Origin of the sequence: Bradyrhizobium sp. CCBAU 11357 (genome assembly GCF_028128865.1) — a bacterium.
In the GTDB taxonomy this organism is placed as follows: domain Bacteria; phylum Pseudomonadota; class Alphaproteobacteria; order Rhizobiales; family Xanthobacteraceae; genus Bradyrhizobium.
In genome coordinates this window covers 88,002-102,391 of record NZ_LBJW01000108.1, presented here as the reverse complement: position 1 = coordinate 102,391, position 14,390 = coordinate 88,002, and the positions used below count along the sequence as shown (strand labels likewise).

Genomic DNA, 14,390 nt, shown 5'->3' with positions numbered 1-14,390 from the left:
GACCAAGAACTGGCACTGAATTCGGCCGCCAGCGCCCTGCCGCAAGACACGAGGTCACCATGACGACGCCCCTGCGGAACCGGATCACACGGCTGATCGCTGCGTTTGCGACGGTATCGGCGATCGCCCTGCCCGGCGTCGCGCTTGCCGACAGCCAGCTCGACAAGGTGCGCGTCAAGGTCGCGGCCTTCATCGCCGACAAGATGGAGAAGCTGGGCGGATCGCGCATCGTCTACAGGGTGGAGGCCGACGCCTTGCGCGAGGCCGTCGTCACGGATTTGCGCGACGACGTCTACAAGATCCTGCGCGAGGGCCGCATCGCGTTCTCCGGACTTGCGATCCGCGACGGCGGCGTCGACGTGAGGATCGCGGACGCCAAAGGCCGCGAACAGCTCGCGCGCAAGCTTGCCGCGGCGGCGGAGGGATTGCCCACACACGCGCTCACCGTCACCGACGCCGGCGACGGGCTGCTCAGGCTCGCGCCGACCGATGCCGCATCCGCCGCGCGGCTGCGCGATCTGGTCGAAGATTCCATCGCCATGATCGAGCAGCGCCTCAAGGACGCCGACGTCAAGTTCGCCAGCGTCCAACCTGAGGGGACGGACCGCATCCGCATCTTCCTGCCGGGGATGATGGAGCCCGAGCAAATCACCGCGATCTTCGCCAGGAAGGTCAAGGTCGGCTTCCGCCTGATCGACCTCTCGATGTCCGCAGAGCAGGCGCAATCGGGCACGCCGCCGGCGGGCACGGAAGTCCTGCTCGGCTTCAAGGACCAGCGTCCTTATCTCGTCGCCAAGGACAGCGCGCTCGAGGGCGGCGATATCAGCTATGCCGGCCCGGGACTGACCGGCGAGAGCAAGGAGCCGATCGCCTCGTTCCGCTTCAACGGCCGCGGCACGCGGCGCTTTGCCCATATCACGGCAGAGAACGTCGGAAAGCCCTTTGCCATCGTGCTCGACGACAAGGTGATCTCCGCTCCCGTGATCCGCGAGCCCATCACCGGCGGCTCCGGCCAGATTTCCGGCAATTTCACCCTGGAGGAGGCCAACAGCGTCGCCATGCTGCTGCGCGCCGGCTCGCTGCCGGGGCGCCTTGGTCTCGTCGAGCAGCAGGTCGTGCAACCCGCCGCCAAGCCGTAAGCGAAGGTCCCCTTCGCTGTCGCCCAGCCCCGTCCGCGACGCCCGATCCTCCGCGGCTGGCCCGAATCACGGCCTCCGCGGCCAGACGCGCAACCAACGGGCAATTGCCGAAACGCCCGATCAGGCTAAAATTTGCCTCTTGCGGCACGATGGCCGGAAGCGTCATTCAAGCGGTCGTCATTCGATTTCGGCTATACGGGTGCCGACCAGGACTGAATGCCTTACGTGGGGTTAGTACCATGCCGTCCGGCAGCGCAGACATTTCGTCGATCCTCGACCGCATCCTCGAGGCGGCCACGGACAACCTCAGGATCGCGAAAATCCTGGTCCAGATGGGCCTCGATCCCGACAACGTCACCTACGACGCGATCTTCAATCGGCTGCTGGAGATCTTTGTCCACAACATCACGTTCGCCAATTTGTTCGCAGCGGTCGGCGCCGGCTTCTTCGTCGCCACCCTCCTGATGCGGACGATGGTGCCCCTGCGGGTGGCCAACATGATCGGCTGCGCGTTCTTCGCCGCTTTCGGCGCACTCACCGCCAACGTCGCCACGTTCCTGCTCTATCTGCTGCTGCTGCCGATCAACGCCCTGCGCCTGCGGCAGATGCTCAAGCTGGTCAAGAAGGCGCGGCATGCGGCCGAAGGCGACATGTCGATCGAATGGCTCAAGCCGTTCATGACCGAGCGCAGATATCGCCGCGGCGACATCCTCTTCAAGCTGCGAGATCCCGCGCAGGAGATGTTCCTCACCGTCACCGGCAAGTTCCTGGTCAAGGAGATCAACGTCGAGATCCTGCCTGGAGCGCTGATGGGCGAGCTCGGCTTCCTCACACCGGACAACCGGCGCACCGGAACGGTCGAATGCATCGAGGACGGCCAGGTGCTGACGATCACCTATGACCGGCTGCTGGAGATCTACTTCCAGGATCCGCAGTTCGGCTATTACTTCCTGGTGTTGACCAGCCAACGCCTGTTGCAGAACATCGACCGCCTGCAGAAGCAGCTGGCAACCGAGCGCGGGACCACCACGAACAGGATCGCGTAAGCGCTGCCGCTCAGCTCAAGAGCAGCGCCATGCCGGGATCGCCCTTCTCCATCGCGCGACGGTATGCCGGGCGGGCGCCGATACGGCCGAGATAATTGACCACGTTCTGACAGCGCGCGAGATCATAGCGCTGGAAATAACGCATCGTGGTGAGCGAGAACACCGTCATAATGTCGGCCGTGGTGAAGGCGCTGCCCGCCAGATATTCGGACTCGCGAAGCCGTGCGTCGAGAAGATCGTAGGCGCGGTCGAGGCGTCCCTTCATCGCGAGCAGGGTCGGGTTGTCCCTGGCGAGATCGAGCCGGCTTAGGATCATCATCCGCCCCATGCCGGGCTGCAGTGTGCCGTTGGCGAAATGAAGCCAATACAGAAATTGCGCGAAGGCGGGATCATTGGGACCGAGCACGAGCCGGCCGTTGCCGTATTTTGCAACGATGTAGTCGACGACGGCGCCGGATTCCGCAAGCACCAGCTCGCCGTCGGTGATGACCGGCGCCGTGCCGGCCGGATGCAGCGCCTTGTACTCGGCCGGCGCCAGCATGGTCGCGGCATCGCGCGTGTAACGCTTCATCTCATAAGGAATTTCGAGCTCCTCGCAGAGCCAGACAATGCGTTCGGATTGCGATTTACCGAGATGGTGGACCGTGAGCATGTTGCTTTCTCTGCGAGATCGCCGACCGGCGAAACGCCGTCTTGTTCCGCGGCTCGTGTGAGCTGTCAACCTGGGAGCGGACGTCCCTTGCCGCTTCGGCCGACCGATGGCGAATATCGCATAAGCCGGAAATTCGGCGTCCCGACCTGCGGTCCCGGCCCACGCCGCAAAATCGCCCCAAAAACCGAATGGTAACCATGCCGGGCTAGGGTAGCGACGTGACCAATTCTCCGACGATCCTGGTGTTCGATTCCGGCCTTGGCGGGCTCACTGTGCTGCGTGAGGTCGTAGCCGCCCGCCCGGACGCGCATTACGTCTATGTCGCCGACGACGCCTTCTTCCCCTATGGCCACCACAGCGAGGACGAGATCATCGCCCGTGTCGTGCCGCTGATGGGGGAGCTGATCGGCCGGCATGATCCGGACCTCGTCGTCATCGCCTGCAACACGGCGTCCACCCTGGTCCTGTCTCACCTGCGCGCCGCCTATTCCGTGCCCTTCGTCGGCACCGTGCCGGCGATCAAGCCGGCCTGCGCGCAGTCCAAGACCCGCCGCGTCTCGGTGCTCGGCACCAAGGGCACGGTGAAGCGCGAATACACCAAGGCGTTGATCCGCGATTTCGCGCAAGGATGCGAGGTGACGCTGGTCGGCTCGCCCGAGCTCGCTTCGCTGGCCGAAGCCGAGCTCAGCGGGGATCCGATCAGCGACGAAGCCATCCTCGCCGAGCTCGCTCCCTGCTTCGTCGGCGACCCCTCGGATGCAACATCGCGCACCGACACCGTGGTGCTCGCCTGCACGCATTACCCGCTGCTGCTCGACCGGATGAAGAAGCTCGCGCCCTGGCCGGTCGACTGGATCGATCCGGCGCCCGCAATCGCGCGCCGCGTCTCCGACCTGCTCGGCCAGCGGATCGGCGGCATCGTGCAGTCCGGCGCCGAGATGATTTTTACGTCGAACCGCGTGCATGGTCTCAGCGCCACGCTGACGGCGTTCTTCGGCGGACGCGCGCCGGCCTGAGCTTGCGCCCTAGCGGCGCGCTGCTAGGCTTTGCCGTCGCCATCGTCCCGCAGGTTTTTCCATGTCGGTCCCCGCAAAGCCGCTGAACCGCCTCCGTCAATTGTGGCGCGAGGGCCGCCCCGCCTTCGGCGCGATCGCGACCATCCCGAGCGTGCAGATGGTGCAGATCATGGCGCGCTCGCTGGACTGGATCATCGTCGATCTCGAACACGGCCCGATTGGATTGACCGAAGCACATGCGATGATCGCCGCGACCACGGGCACACCGTGCACACCCCTGGTGCGGATCGCCGCGAACGAGCCGTGGCTGGCGAAAGCGCCGATGGACATCGGTGCCTTCGGCATCAACTTCCCGATGATCACGAGCCGCGCGGATGCCGAGAAGGCAGTGCGCAGCGTGCGCTACCCGCCGCGCGGCGACCGGCTCTGGGGCCCCTTCCACGCGCCGTTCCGCTGGGGCCAGTCGATGCCTGATTACATGGCCTCTGCCGACGAGGAGATGATCTGCATGATCACGATCGAGCACGTCGATGCGGTCGATCGCATCGACGAGATCATGGCAACGCCCGGTATCGACGTCGCAGTGATCGGTCCCGGCGATCTCGCCACCTCCATCAACAAGCGCGGCCAGATGGACGATCCGCAATTGCTGGACCTGATCGCGCGCGCCGAGGCCGGCATCCTCAAGAGCGGCGTGCCGATCGGCGGGGTGGCGCGCAGCGCCGACCAGGCCAATGCGCTGATCGACCGCGGCTACCGCGCTATCGCGCTGGGCTTCGACTGGTCGCTGTTCCAGCGGGGCATCATGGCGGCATACGAGGGGGTCAGGCGCTGAACGAGCCGATTGACGCATTACCGACCGGCGTCGCCAGGACCGCGCGTTCAAGATATAAATAATTGAAAATAGATGATTTTTTGGGTCTAAGTGAGGTTCGTCTTTGGCGATGCCTAGTGCGGCGAACCGACCGGCCCCAAGCGGATTGGTTCATGCTAAGCGAGCGGGCGGGCTCCGCTCGCTGCACATATTTTGATCTTTGATTTGGAACCGGAGGCCTATGCGCGGGACGCCCAAGACCATTTCGCTGCGGCGCCGTCTGATCTGCGACCTCATGCACGCCTCGATGGGCGTACCTTTCGTTTCACTGGCCCGTTCGCTCGATATCCGCCCCCTGCTGGAGGCCCGCGCGGGCGCAACCGCGCCCGCCGGCTGGGCCGCGATGTTCGTCAAGGCTTTCGCCCTGGTTGCAAAGGACGAGCCGATCCTGCGCACGGTTTACACAAAATGGCCCTGGCCGGCCCTCTATGAGCTGCCGAAGAGCGTGGCGACGGTCGCGATCGCGCGTGTCGATGATGGCGAGGAATGTGTGCTGCCGCAGCGAATCGCCGCTCCTGAGGCCCTTTCGCTGGCAGCCATCGATGCGGAAATCCGACGCGGCAAGACGGCCCCGATCGAGGACGTCCCGATGTTCCGCAAGATCATGCGGGCGACGCGCCTGCCGCTGCCATTGCGGCGCCTGTCCTGGGCCGTCGGTCTGAATTTCGGCCGTCAGCGCGGCAACTGGTTCGGCAGCTTCGGGGTGAGCTCGGTGGCTGCCTATGGCGGCGGTGAGCTCCACCCGATCACGCCGGGCCCCTTTGTCGTGAGCTATGGGCTGGTCCAGCCGGACCAGACCATCCACGTCGTGATCCGCTGGGACCACCGCGTCACCGATGCCGCCCCGATCGCGCGGGTCCTGACCCGGCTGGAACAGGCCCTGAACACTGAAATTGCTGCCGAATTGCGGGCGGCGGGGTCAAAGCCGGTCCGGGCGGTCAGGACATAAGGATACCGTCGTCGCACGCCCAGGGCTGACCGGCTAAAGAATTGACAGCCAACCCCAAACTCCCCTAAAAGCCGCCTGCTCGCGGGCCGTTTCGGCCCGCGAAGCGTTTCGCGACCCGTGGTCCTCTCCCTTAAGCTTTGGGGATCGGACCTGTCGGTGCCGGGACCATCCCGTCACACAGGAGGGCGCGTTTCCTCAAACCATGACCTGAAGAGGACGCGATGACTAAGCGCAGTGAGGCGAAGTACAAGATCGATCGCCGTATGGGCCAGAACATCTGGGGCCGCCCGAAGAGCCCCGTGAACCGCCGCGAGTACGGCCCCGGCCAGCATGGCCAGCGCCGCAAGGGCAAGCTCTCCGACTTCGGCGTGCAGCTGCGCGCCAAGCAGAAGCTGAAGGGCTATTACGCCAACATCAGCGAGCGCCAGTTCCACGGCATCTATGTCGAGGCGAGCCGCCTCAAGGGTGACACCGGCGAGAACCTGATCGGCCTCCTGGAGCGTCGTCTCGACGCGGTCGTGTACCGCGCCAAGTTCGTCTCCACGATCTTCGCCGCACGCCAGTTCATCAACCACGGCCACGTCAAGGTGAACGGCCGCAAGGTCAACATCTCGAGCTATCAGCTCAAGGTCGGCGACGTGGTCGAGGTCAAGGAAAGCTCCAAGCAGCTCGCCCACGTGCTCGAAGCCAGCCAGCTCCCCGAGCGCGAGGTCCCGGATTATCTCGAAGTCGACCACGGCAAGATGATCGCGAAATACGCCCGCATCCCCGGCCTCTCCGACGTGCCGTTCCCGGTGCAGATGGAGCCGCATCTGGTCGTCGAATTCTATTCGCGCTGATAGCTTCGGCAGAACGACATTCAAAGGCCCCGGTTTCCGGGGCCTTTTTGTTGTGGTATCGTGCTGTCGATGTCCCAGACGACCGACCAGCTCGCCAACATCAGCCCGTCGGCAACGCCTTCCGAGGCGGAGCTTGAAGCATGGGCTAAGCTGCCCCGCGACGAGCAGGTCCGCCGTCATCAAGCGCTGTTCGCTCAGGCAGATTGCAACAACTTCACCTTGGACAGCCCTGACGACATCCTCGCCGCCGCGCGCGAACGCGTTGCTCAACGCCGCCATGGCTGAGTACCGGTTATCGGAGCGCACCCGGGCCGATTTGATCGACATCTACGACTTCACCGAGAGCCGTTTCGGCAAATATCAGGCAGAGGCCTACTACGCGGGCCCCCTGATCGGCCAACAAGTGGACGAGCTTGCGGCAGGCTATCGACGTTTCCGCTTCCAATCCCGTCTGATTTTCTACACGGTGCAATCCGACCACGTCGAAATCCGTGCCATTCTTCACGGCGCGCAAGACATCAGACCGCAGCTGTTCGACTAGATAAAATGACGAGACAAGCCATGCTCTACACCCCTCCCGCCGTCGATCCCAAGGCGCCGCCGGTGCGCATCAATCTGCTCTCGGACACACAGACCAAGCCGACGGCAGGGATGCGCGAGGCGATGGCGCGTGCGGAGGTCGGTGACGAGCAGGTCGGCGACGATCCGACCGTGAACGCGCTGTGCGAACGCGTGGCCGATCTGCTCGGCAAGGAAGCGGCGGTCTACATGCCCTCGGGCACGATGTGCAACGTCACCGCGACGCTGGTGCATTGCCGCCCCGGCGACGAGATCCTGGCCCATGAGACCGCGCACATCATCGCGCGCGAAGGCGGCGCGCACGCCGCGATCGGCGGCTTCCAGGTCACGCAGCTCAAGGGTCCCGACGGCCAGTTCACGCCGGAGACGTTCCGGAAAGCGCTGCATCCGCGCACGCGCTACCAGCCGCCGCAGACCGTCGTCAGCGTCGAGCAGACCGCCAATATCGGTGGCGGCACGATCTGGAAGAAGGCGGTGCTCGACGAGATCGTCGCGATCGCCAGGCAGCACGGCCTCATCACCCATATGGACGGCGCACGCCTGCTCAATGCCACCGTTGCGAGCGGCATCTCGCCGCGTGACATGACGGCGGGCTGGGATTCGGCCTGGATCGACTTCTCCAAGGGCCTGGGCGCGCCGATCGGCGGCGTGCTTGCGGGCTCGCGCGTCTTCATCGACGCGGTCTGGCAGTGGAAGCAGCGGCTCGGCGGCTCGATGCGGCAGGCCGGAATCTGCGCCGCCGCCTGCATCTACGCCCTCGACCACCACGTCGACCGCCTGGCCGACGACCACGCCAATGCGCGGGCGCTCGCGCGCGGATTGTCGCAGATCTCGGGCATTGAGGTGCAGGAGCCCGAGACCAATCTCGTGTTCTTCAAGCCCGACGGCGCCGGCATCCCCGGCGACAAGATGGTCGCAGCGCTGCGCCAGCGCGGCGTCACGCTCGCGATGATGGACGGCCGCATCCGGGCCTGCACGCATCTGGACGTCAATGCGAGCCAGATCGAGGAGACGATCGGCTACGTGCGCGAGATCGTGCGCGGGGCGTAATCAGAGCGTTTTCGAGCGAAGTGGATACCGGTTCGCGTAAAGAAAACGCGTCAAAACGAGAGTCTACCGCCCCATCGCCTGATAGATCAGCGTCTTCAGCGCGAGCTGGATCCGGCCGCGCTGCGACGGCGTCTGCACCATGAAAATTCCGAACAGGTCGTCTTCGGGATCGATGAAGAAGAAGGTGCCCCCGACACCGTCCCAGCGATATTCGCCAAGCGGCCACTTCGTGCCCGGCGGCACCACGATACGCACGGCGAAGCCGAGGCCGTAGCCGCTGGTCTCACCCGGATAGTAGTTCTTGTCGCGCTCGACGCGGGTTTCGGGACCGATGTGATCCGACGTCATCAAGGCGATGGTTTCCGGCTTCAGGTAGCGTCGACCTTCAAGCGTGCCGCCGTTGAGCAGCATTTGTGAGAAGCGCGCATAGTCGCCGACCGTGCCGACGAGGCCGCCGCCGCCCGACTCCCATCGCAGCGGCTTCCTGATATCGCGAACCTGCGTGATCGGGCTGATCGCCCGATCCTGCGGCATCGGCTCGGCGATACGCGGCCATTTGGCGGGATCGGCGACGTAAAACGCGGTGTCCTTCATCCCGAGTGGGTCGAGCAGCCGCTTCTTCGCGAACTCGAACAGCGATTCCCCCGAGATCACCTCGATGATGCGCCCGAGCACGTCGGTGGAGTGGCCGTAATCCCAGATCGTGCCGGGCTGTTCGGCGAGCGGCAGTGCAGTGATCTTCGCGACGAATTCGGCATTGGTCGAATTCCCGTCGAACAGTCCGGCGTCGGCATAGAGCTTGTTCACCAGGTCCCCGCCATAATAGCCGTAAGGGATCCCGGCGGTATGCCGCATCAAATCCTCGATCGTCACCGCCCGCTTGAGCGGCTCCAGCTCCAGCGAGACCTTGTCGTCCTCGGCCTTCTTCTCGACGCCGACCTTCATGCCGGCAAAGGCCGGAATGTATTTCGAGACGGGATCGCTGATCGCAAGCTTACCCTCCTCGACCAGCATCATCGCCAGGACTGAGGTGATCGGCTTGGACATCGAATAGAGGCGGAAGATCGTATCCGCGCTCATCGAAAGTTCGGTCGCGACGTCGCGGACGCCGAAATTCTCGTAATAGACCGGCTTGCCGTGTTGCTGGAGCAGCAGAATCGCGCCCGGCAATTTGCCGGTCGCGATCTCGTTCCTGATGTAGTCGGAGACTCTTGCCAGGCCTTCGGGCGTGAAGCTGTGTGCGCGGCCCTCTGAGCCCGCCCGCGCACCTACGGCGCCGAACAAAAAGACGAGCGCCGCGAACAGCGCGCAGCGCCCGTTCATGTCAGTTCTCCATGGCTTCATAAACCAGCTGCTTCAATGTTCGCTGCACGCGCTGGCGCTCGCTCGGGGTCTGCTCCAGCAGCACGAAGAACATGTCCTGCTTGGGGTCGATCACGAAATAGCAGCCGGAGGCCCCGTCCCACTTCAGTTCGCCGAGGTTGCCGGGCGGCGGCGGCTTGGCGTTGCCGGGATCGGTACGGACCGCAAGCCCGAGGCCGAAGCCGAAACCGTCGCCGGGAAAGTAGAAATAGTCGCGCTCGACGCCCGAGCCCGGGCCGACCTGATCGGTCACCATCAGCTTGAACGTCTCAGGCTTGAGAATGGTCTTGCCATCGAGGCTGCCGCCGTTGAGCAGCATCTGCGAAAAGCGCTTGTAATCCGCCATGGTCGTGACCATGCCGCCGCTGGCAAACATGATCTTCTTGACGACCGTGGGATCATTGATGCGGCCGACGCGGAAATCGGAATCGTTCGGCACTGGCTGGGCCAGAAGCTTCTGCTTCTCGGGGTCCGTGACCAAAAAGCCGGTATCGACCATGCCGAGAGGATCGAGCAGCTTCTCGCGCATGATGTCGATCAGCGGCTTGCCGGCAGCGACCTCCATCACACGCGCCAGCACGTCGGTGGAGTGGCCGTATTGCCAGAGCGCGCCCGGCTGATTGTGCAACGGCAGCTTGGCGATGCGTTCGGCGAACTCGGCCAGATCGAAATCGCCGGCATAGATGTTGGCCTCGCGATAGGCCTTGCGGACCAGGCTGTCGCCGTAGAAGCCGTAGGTGATGCCGGAGGTGTGCGTCATCAGATCGTGCAGGGTCATCGGCCGCTTCGGCGGCACCAGCTCGAGCGACTTGGTGCCGTCCTCGGCCTTCTTCTCGACGCCGACCTTCACATTGGCGAAGGACGGAATGTATTTCGACACGGGATCGTCCAGCTTGATCTTGCCGTCCTCGACCAATTGCATCGCGACCACCGCGGTGATTGCCTTGGTCATCGAGAACAGGCGGAAGATGGTCTTGTCCGTGATCGGAGCCTTGCTGACCACGTCCTGCACGCCGAAGACTTCGTGATAGACCGGCTTGCCATGCTGCTGGATCAGCACGTTTGCACCGGCGATCTTGCCGGTCGCGACCTCGTTCTTGAAGAACTCGGTGATCCTGCCGAGCTTTTCCTGATTGAAGTGGGCGCCGGCTGGAATCTCGTAAGTGCCCTCCGCGCGCGCCAGCGACATCGCGGCAAGCGACAGCAGCGCGCCGCAGGCGAGCACACGCAACCCAGATCGTGAAATCATATCCCCTCCCCGGAACATGGCGCTCGGAGTGTACTGACCAGCTCAATCGGCACAAGGGCCGCCGTGTTGCGCAAGCGCTTCGGCATGGAGCTTGGCGCTCGGCTCGGAGAAGCAACAGAACACGACGCGAGCGACGGTCGGCGCCAAAGCCAGCCCTTCGATCGTCGTGCGCACGGCGATATCGGCCGCCCGTTCGGCAGGAAAGCGATAAATACCGGTCGAAATCGCGGGAAATGCCACCGAGGTCAGCTCATGCTTCGCGCAAAGCGCCATTGACCGCCGATAGCAGGAGGCGAGCAGATCGTCCTCGCCGAGCGTGCCGCCATTCCACACCGGACCGACGGTGTGGATCACATGCGCGGCCTTGAGCCGATAGCCCCTGGTGATCTTCGCGTCGCCCGTCTTGCAACCGTTGAGCATGCGGCATTCGGCAACGAGCTCGGGCCCGGCTGCGCGGTGGATCGCGCCATCCACGCCGCCCCCACCAAGGAGCGACGTGTTCGCGGCGTTGACGATGGCGTCAACACTCAATGTGGTGATATCGGCGACGATGACTTCGAGCTCCGCGCCGCCAATCCGGCGCGTCAGCACGGTCACGTGTCAGGCCGCGACGACGACGCCCTTCTCGGAGAAGAGCTGCTGCAATTCGCCGGCCTGGAACATCTCGCGGACGATGTCGCAGCCGCCGATGAACTCGCCCTTCACGTAGAGCTGCGGAATGGTCGGCCAGTTCGAATATTCCTTGATGCCGTTGCGGAGCTCGGCGGATTCGAGAACGTTGAGGCCCTTATAGCCGACACCGATATGGTCGAGGATCTGGACGACCTGGCCGGAGAAACCGCACTGCGGAAATTGCGGCGTCCCCTTCATGAACAGAACCACGTCGTTGGATTTCACTTCATTGTCGATGAATTCCGCGATGCTCATATCCGTGTCCTTCTGGGGCAGAGCCCTCACCAATTGCTTCGGGCCGGCTCCGCCGATTTAACCCGATACCTGCCTATATATGTAGCCCAAACCGTTGTGCATCCAAAGTAAAATGGCGGCGACGGGTCCCTGGGCGGCCGGGTTGAGCCCGCCGGGTCCATAGGCTGATGACGTTAATATCATCGCCGCAGAGGACTTTCATACCGTAACGGAGCCCCTATCTAGGACGAACCTCGGTTTTGGAACCGGGCAACGCCAACAACGTTCTCTTGTCCTGTCTGGAGAAAAACGTGACGAAACAAGCCTCAGCCACGGTTGCGCCCCAGCTTTCGTCACCGTCCTCCCACCAGGACGACCTCGCCCAGCGGCTGGAAGCGGCGTTCCTCGGCGTCCGCAACGAGACCGAACGGCGGGCCGCGCCGCTGTCGCCCGAGGACCAGCAGATCCAGTCCATGCCCGATGCCAGCCCGACCAAATGGCACCGGGCCCATACGACCTGGTTCTGGGAGCAATTCCTGCTCGGCGAGCATGCTGCCGGCTACCGGCCCTTCCATCCCGATTTCGCGTTCCTGTTCAATTCCTATTACGTCAGCGCCGGGCCGCGGCATGCCCGCAATCATCGCGGCGACATCACCCGCCCCAGCGCCGACGAGGTCGGCGCCTATCGCAAACACGTCGATGCGGCCGTCGGCAAATTCTTCCGCGAGGCCGGAGCGGACAAGCTGCGCACAATCGCGCCGCTGGTGGAGGTCGGGCTCAACCACGAGCAGCAGCATCAGGAATTGATGTTCACCGACATCCTGCATGCCTTTGCGCAAAACCCGATCTACCCGGCCTATGATCCGGACTGGCGCTTCCCGGCCACCACGCGCGGCGGCGATGACTGGCTGACGCTGAACGAAGGCATCCACACCGTCGGCCATGTCGACGACGGCTTTCATTTCGACAACGAGAAGCCGGCGCACCGCGCCCTGGTCGGTCCGGTCAGGATCGCCCGCAATCTGGTCACCAATGCCGAGTGGCTCGCCTTCATGCAGGATGGCGGCTACCGGACCGCAACCCTGTGGCTGATGGACGGCTTTGCCGCGGCCAGCATGGAAGATTGGCAGGCCCCCGGCTACTGGCGCGAGGTCGACGGCGCATGGCAGGTGATGACGCTGGGCGGCCTCAAGCCGGTCGATCCGGACGCGCCGGTCTGCCACGTCAGCTATTACGAGGCGGATGCGTTCGCGCGCTGGTCCGGCAAACACCTGCCGACCGAGATGGAATGGGAAGTCGCGGCCCGCACCGGCCAGCTCAACGACGCCTTCGGCCTTGTCTGGCAATGGACCCGCAGCTCGTACGCGCCCTACCCCGGCTATCGCGCCGTCGAGGGCGCGCTCGGCGAGTACAACGGCAAGTTCATGGTCAACCAGCTGGTGCTGCGCGGCTCCTCGCTTGCAACTCCGGCGGACCACAGCCGTATCACCTATCGTAACTTCTTCTATCCGCACCACCGCTGGCAGTTCACCGGACTGCGGCTTGCCGATTACGACTAGATTTTCCGACGACAGATGCGCGCCGGACAGCGCGTTCAGGAGAGTATCATGAATGTGCACGCCAGCGCTTTGGCCGAAGCCCATCTTCCCGACGAGCAGACCACCGCTTTCGCCCGCGAGGCCATCGAGGACCTCTCGCAGCAGCCGAAAAGGCTGTCGCCGAAATACTTCTATGACGCGACCGGATCGGAACTGTTCGAGGCGATCACCAAGCTGCCGGAATATTATCCGACGCGCACCGAGCTATCGATCCTGAAGGAGCGCGGCAGCGAGATCGCAAGAATCATCCCGGAGCACGCCGCGCTGGTCGAGTTCGGCGCCGGCGCGACCACGAAGGTGCGCCTGCTGCTCAATCATTGCAGATTCGCGGCCTATGTCCCCGTCGACATCTCCGGCGACTTCCTGAAGGCACAGGCGAGCGGCCTGAAGCGGGATTTCCCGGCGCTCGGCATCTATCCGGTCGCAGCCGACTTCACCACGCCGTTCGAGCTGCCGACGGCCGTCGCCTCCCTACCGAAGGTCGGCTTCTTCCCCGGCTCGACCATCGGCAATTTCGAGCCGCAGGAAGCGCAGGCCTTCCTGAGAAGCGCGCGCATGATCCTCGGCAAAGGCGCGCAGATGATCATCGGCGCCGATCTCGAGAAGGACGAGCGGATCCTCTTCGACGCCTATAACGATGCCGCCGGCATCACCGCGCGCTTCAACCTCAATGTGCTGGTGCGCATCAACCGCGAGCTCGGCGGCAATTTCGACCTGTCCGCCTTCACCCATCGCGCGATCTACAATCGCGAGCGGCACCGCATCGAGATGCACCTGATCAGCAAGAAGAGCCAGACCGTGCGCCTGCTCGGCACCAGCTTCTCGTTCCGCCCGGGCGAGAGCATCCACACCGAGAACAGCTACAAATACAGCATCGAGCGCTTTGCCGCGCTGGCCCAGGGCGCGGGCTGGCGCGTCCGCGAGAGCTGGACGGATGCGGCGAAGATGTTCTCGGTGCACGCGCTGGAGGTCGCGGAGTAAGAGCTCCGACGCCGCTGTTTGAGATCTTCTTCCCTCCGCAGCACATCCTTCGAGACGCCCGCCTTAAGGCGGGCCCTCAGGATGAGGACAGAGTGCGCGGCAACAGGTTTCAACGACCACCTATGCTGATCAGCCTCATCCTGAGGAGAC

16 protein-coding genes are annotated in these 14,390 nt (G+C 64.0%); 11 read left to right on the top strand and 5 right to left on the bottom strand.

Going from position 1 to position 14,390, the window contains the following annotated elements:
* Positions 1–59: 59 nt before the first annotated feature.
* Positions 60–1,139 carry a SecDF P1 head subdomain-containing protein gene (locus XI05_RS27220; RefSeq protein ID WP_271507521.1) on the top strand — a complete coding sequence of 360 codons (1,080 nt, stop codon included), beginning with the start codon at positions 60–62 and terminating at the stop codon, positions 1,137–1,139.
* Between the two features lie 239 nt (positions 1,140–1,378).
* Entirely contained in the window at positions 1,379–2,185 is an 807-nt protein-coding gene (locus XI05_RS27215; protein ID WP_271507519.1) for a Crp/Fnr family transcriptional regulator, read from the top strand.
* 10 nt (positions 2,186–2,195) lie between these two features.
* On the opposite strand, the gene XI05_RS27210 is transcribed toward XI05_RS27215, so the two are convergent.
* On the bottom strand, positions 2,196–2,837 hold the full coding sequence (locus tag XI05_RS27210) for a glutathione S-transferase family protein (RefSeq protein WP_271507516.1): 642 nt from the start codon (positions 2,835–2,837) through the stop codon (positions 2,196–2,198).
* A 218-nt stretch (positions 2,838–3,055) separates the two neighbouring features.
* Here XI05_RS27210 and murI point away from each other — a divergent pair, with 218 nt between their 5' ends.
* From murI to XI05_RS27175, 7 genes are all read left to right on the top strand, one after another.
* Entirely contained in the window at positions 3,056–3,853 is a 798-nt protein-coding gene (murI, locus tag XI05_RS27205; protein ID WP_271507514.1) for a glutamate racemase, read from the top strand.
* Between the two features lie 61 nt (positions 3,854–3,914).
* Entirely contained in the window at positions 3,915–4,688 is a 774-nt protein-coding gene (locus XI05_RS27200; RefSeq protein WP_271507513.1) for an HpcH/HpaI aldolase family protein, read from the top strand.
* Between the two features lie 220 nt (positions 4,689–4,908).
* Positions 4,909–5,676, top strand: a complete 768-nt coding sequence (locus XI05_RS27195) for an acyltransferase (protein ID WP_271507512.1) — start codon at positions 4,909–4,911, stop codon at positions 5,674–5,676.
* 221 nt (positions 5,677–5,897) lie between these two features.
* Positions 5,898–6,515: a 30S ribosomal protein S4 gene (gene rpsD, locus XI05_RS27190; RefSeq protein ID WP_271507509.1), complete on the top strand. Its 618-nt coding sequence runs from the start codon at positions 5,898–5,900 to the stop codon at positions 6,513–6,515.
* Positions 6,516–6,584: 69 nt separating this feature from the next.
* Positions 6,585–6,800 (top strand): hypothetical protein, encoded by a 216-nt coding sequence (locus XI05_RS27185; RefSeq protein WP_271507505.1) that lies wholly within the window; start codon positions 6,585–6,587, stop codon positions 6,798–6,800.
* Positions 6,778–7,056: a type II toxin-antitoxin system RelE/ParE family toxin gene (locus XI05_RS27180; RefSeq protein ID WP_271507502.1), complete on the top strand. Its 279-nt coding sequence runs from the start codon at positions 6,778–6,780 to the stop codon at positions 7,054–7,056. Before XI05_RS27185 ends, XI05_RS27180 begins: the two co-directional genes overlap by 23 nt.
* Positions 7,057–7,076: 20 nt before the next feature.
* Complete coding sequence (locus XI05_RS27175) at positions 7,077–8,144, top strand: threonine aldolase family protein (protein ID WP_271507499.1); 1,068 nt, start codon at positions 7,077–7,079, stop codon at positions 8,142–8,144.
* 63 nt (positions 8,145–8,207) lie between these two features.
* Here the strand turns inward: XI05_RS27175 and XI05_RS27170 are convergent, their stop codons facing one another.
* From XI05_RS27170 to grxD, 4 genes are read right to left on the bottom strand one after another with little or no spacing between them, the layout of a single operon-like run.
* Positions 8,208–9,467 carry a serine hydrolase domain-containing protein gene (locus XI05_RS27170; RefSeq protein ID WP_271507496.1) on the bottom strand — a complete coding sequence of 420 codons (1,260 nt, stop codon included), beginning with the start codon at positions 9,465–9,467 and terminating at the stop codon, positions 8,208–8,210.
* Position 9,468: 1 nt separating this feature from the next.
* Positions 9,469–10,755 carry a serine hydrolase domain-containing protein gene (locus XI05_RS27165; protein WP_271507494.1) on the bottom strand — a complete coding sequence of 429 codons (1,287 nt, stop codon included), beginning with the start codon at positions 10,753–10,755 and terminating at the stop codon, positions 9,469–9,471.
* Between the two features lie 42 nt (positions 10,756–10,797).
* Positions 10,798–11,352 carry an O-acetyl-ADP-ribose deacetylase gene (locus XI05_RS27160; RefSeq protein ID WP_271507492.1) on the bottom strand — a complete coding sequence of 185 codons (555 nt, stop codon included), beginning with the start codon at positions 11,350–11,352 and terminating at the stop codon, positions 10,798–10,800.
* Positions 11,353–11,355: 3 nt separating this feature from the next.
* On the bottom strand, positions 11,356–11,682 hold the full coding sequence (grxD, locus tag XI05_RS27155) for a Grx4 family monothiol glutaredoxin (protein ID WP_018647423.1): 327 nt from the start codon (positions 11,680–11,682) through the stop codon (positions 11,356–11,358).
* Positions 11,683–11,921: 239 nt separating this feature from the next.
* Between grxD and egtB the strand changes: the two genes are divergently transcribed.
* Positions 11,922–13,220 carry an ergothioneine biosynthesis protein EgtB gene (gene egtB / locus XI05_RS27150; protein ID WP_271507490.1) on the top strand — a complete coding sequence of 433 codons (1,299 nt, stop codon included), beginning with the start codon at positions 11,922–11,924 and terminating at the stop codon, positions 13,218–13,220.
* Positions 13,221–13,268: 48 nt separating this feature from the next.
* Complete coding sequence (gene egtD / locus XI05_RS27145; protein WP_271507487.1) at positions 13,269–14,240, top strand: L-histidine N(alpha)-methyltransferase; 972 nt, start codon at positions 13,269–13,271, stop codon at positions 14,238–14,240.
* Positions 14,241–14,390: the final 150 nt, after the last annotated feature.

Bases quoted from the DNA above. Each gene is read 5' to 3' on its own strand.
- XI05_RS27220 (WP_271507521.1), top strand. From the start codon at position 60: ATGACGACGCCCCTGCGGAACCGGATCACACGGCTGATCGCTGCGTTT.
- grxD (WP_018647423.1), bottom strand. From the start codon at position 11,682: ATGAGCATCGCGGAATTCATCGACAATGAAGTGAAATCCAACGACGTG.
- XI05_RS27175 (WP_271507499.1), top strand. From the start codon at position 7,077: ATGCTCTACACCCCTCCCGCCGTCGATCCCAAGGCGCCGCCGGTGCGC.
- rpsD (WP_271507509.1), top strand. From the start codon at position 5,898: ATGACTAAGCGCAGTGAGGCGAAGTACAAGATCGATCGCCGTATGGGC.
- egtD (WP_271507487.1), top strand. From the start codon at position 13,269: ATGAATGTGCACGCCAGCGCTTTGGCCGAAGCCCATCTTCCCGACGAG.
- XI05_RS27210 (WP_271507516.1), bottom strand. From the start codon at position 2,837: ATGCTCACGGTCCACCATCTCGGTAAATCGCAATCCGAACGCATTGTC.
- XI05_RS27195 (WP_271507512.1), top strand. From the start codon at position 4,909: ATGCGCGGGACGCCCAAGACCATTTCGCTGCGGCGCCGTCTGATCTGC.
- XI05_RS27215 (WP_271507519.1), top strand. From the start codon at position 1,379: ATGCCGTCCGGCAGCGCAGACATTTCGTCGATCCTCGACCGCATCCTC.
- XI05_RS27170 (WP_271507496.1), bottom strand. From the start codon at position 9,467: ATGAACGGGCGCTGCGCGCTGTTCGCGGCGCTCGTCTTTTTGTTCGGC.
- XI05_RS27185 (WP_271507505.1), top strand. From the start codon at position 6,585: ATGTCCCAGACGACCGACCAGCTCGCCAACATCAGCCCGTCGGCAACG.
- XI05_RS27165 (WP_271507494.1), bottom strand. From the start codon at position 10,755: ATGATTTCACGATCTGGGTTGCGTGTGCTCGCCTGCGGCGCGCTGCTG.
- XI05_RS27200 (WP_271507513.1), top strand. From the start codon at position 3,915: ATGTCGGTCCCCGCAAAGCCGCTGAACCGCCTCCGTCAATTGTGGCGC.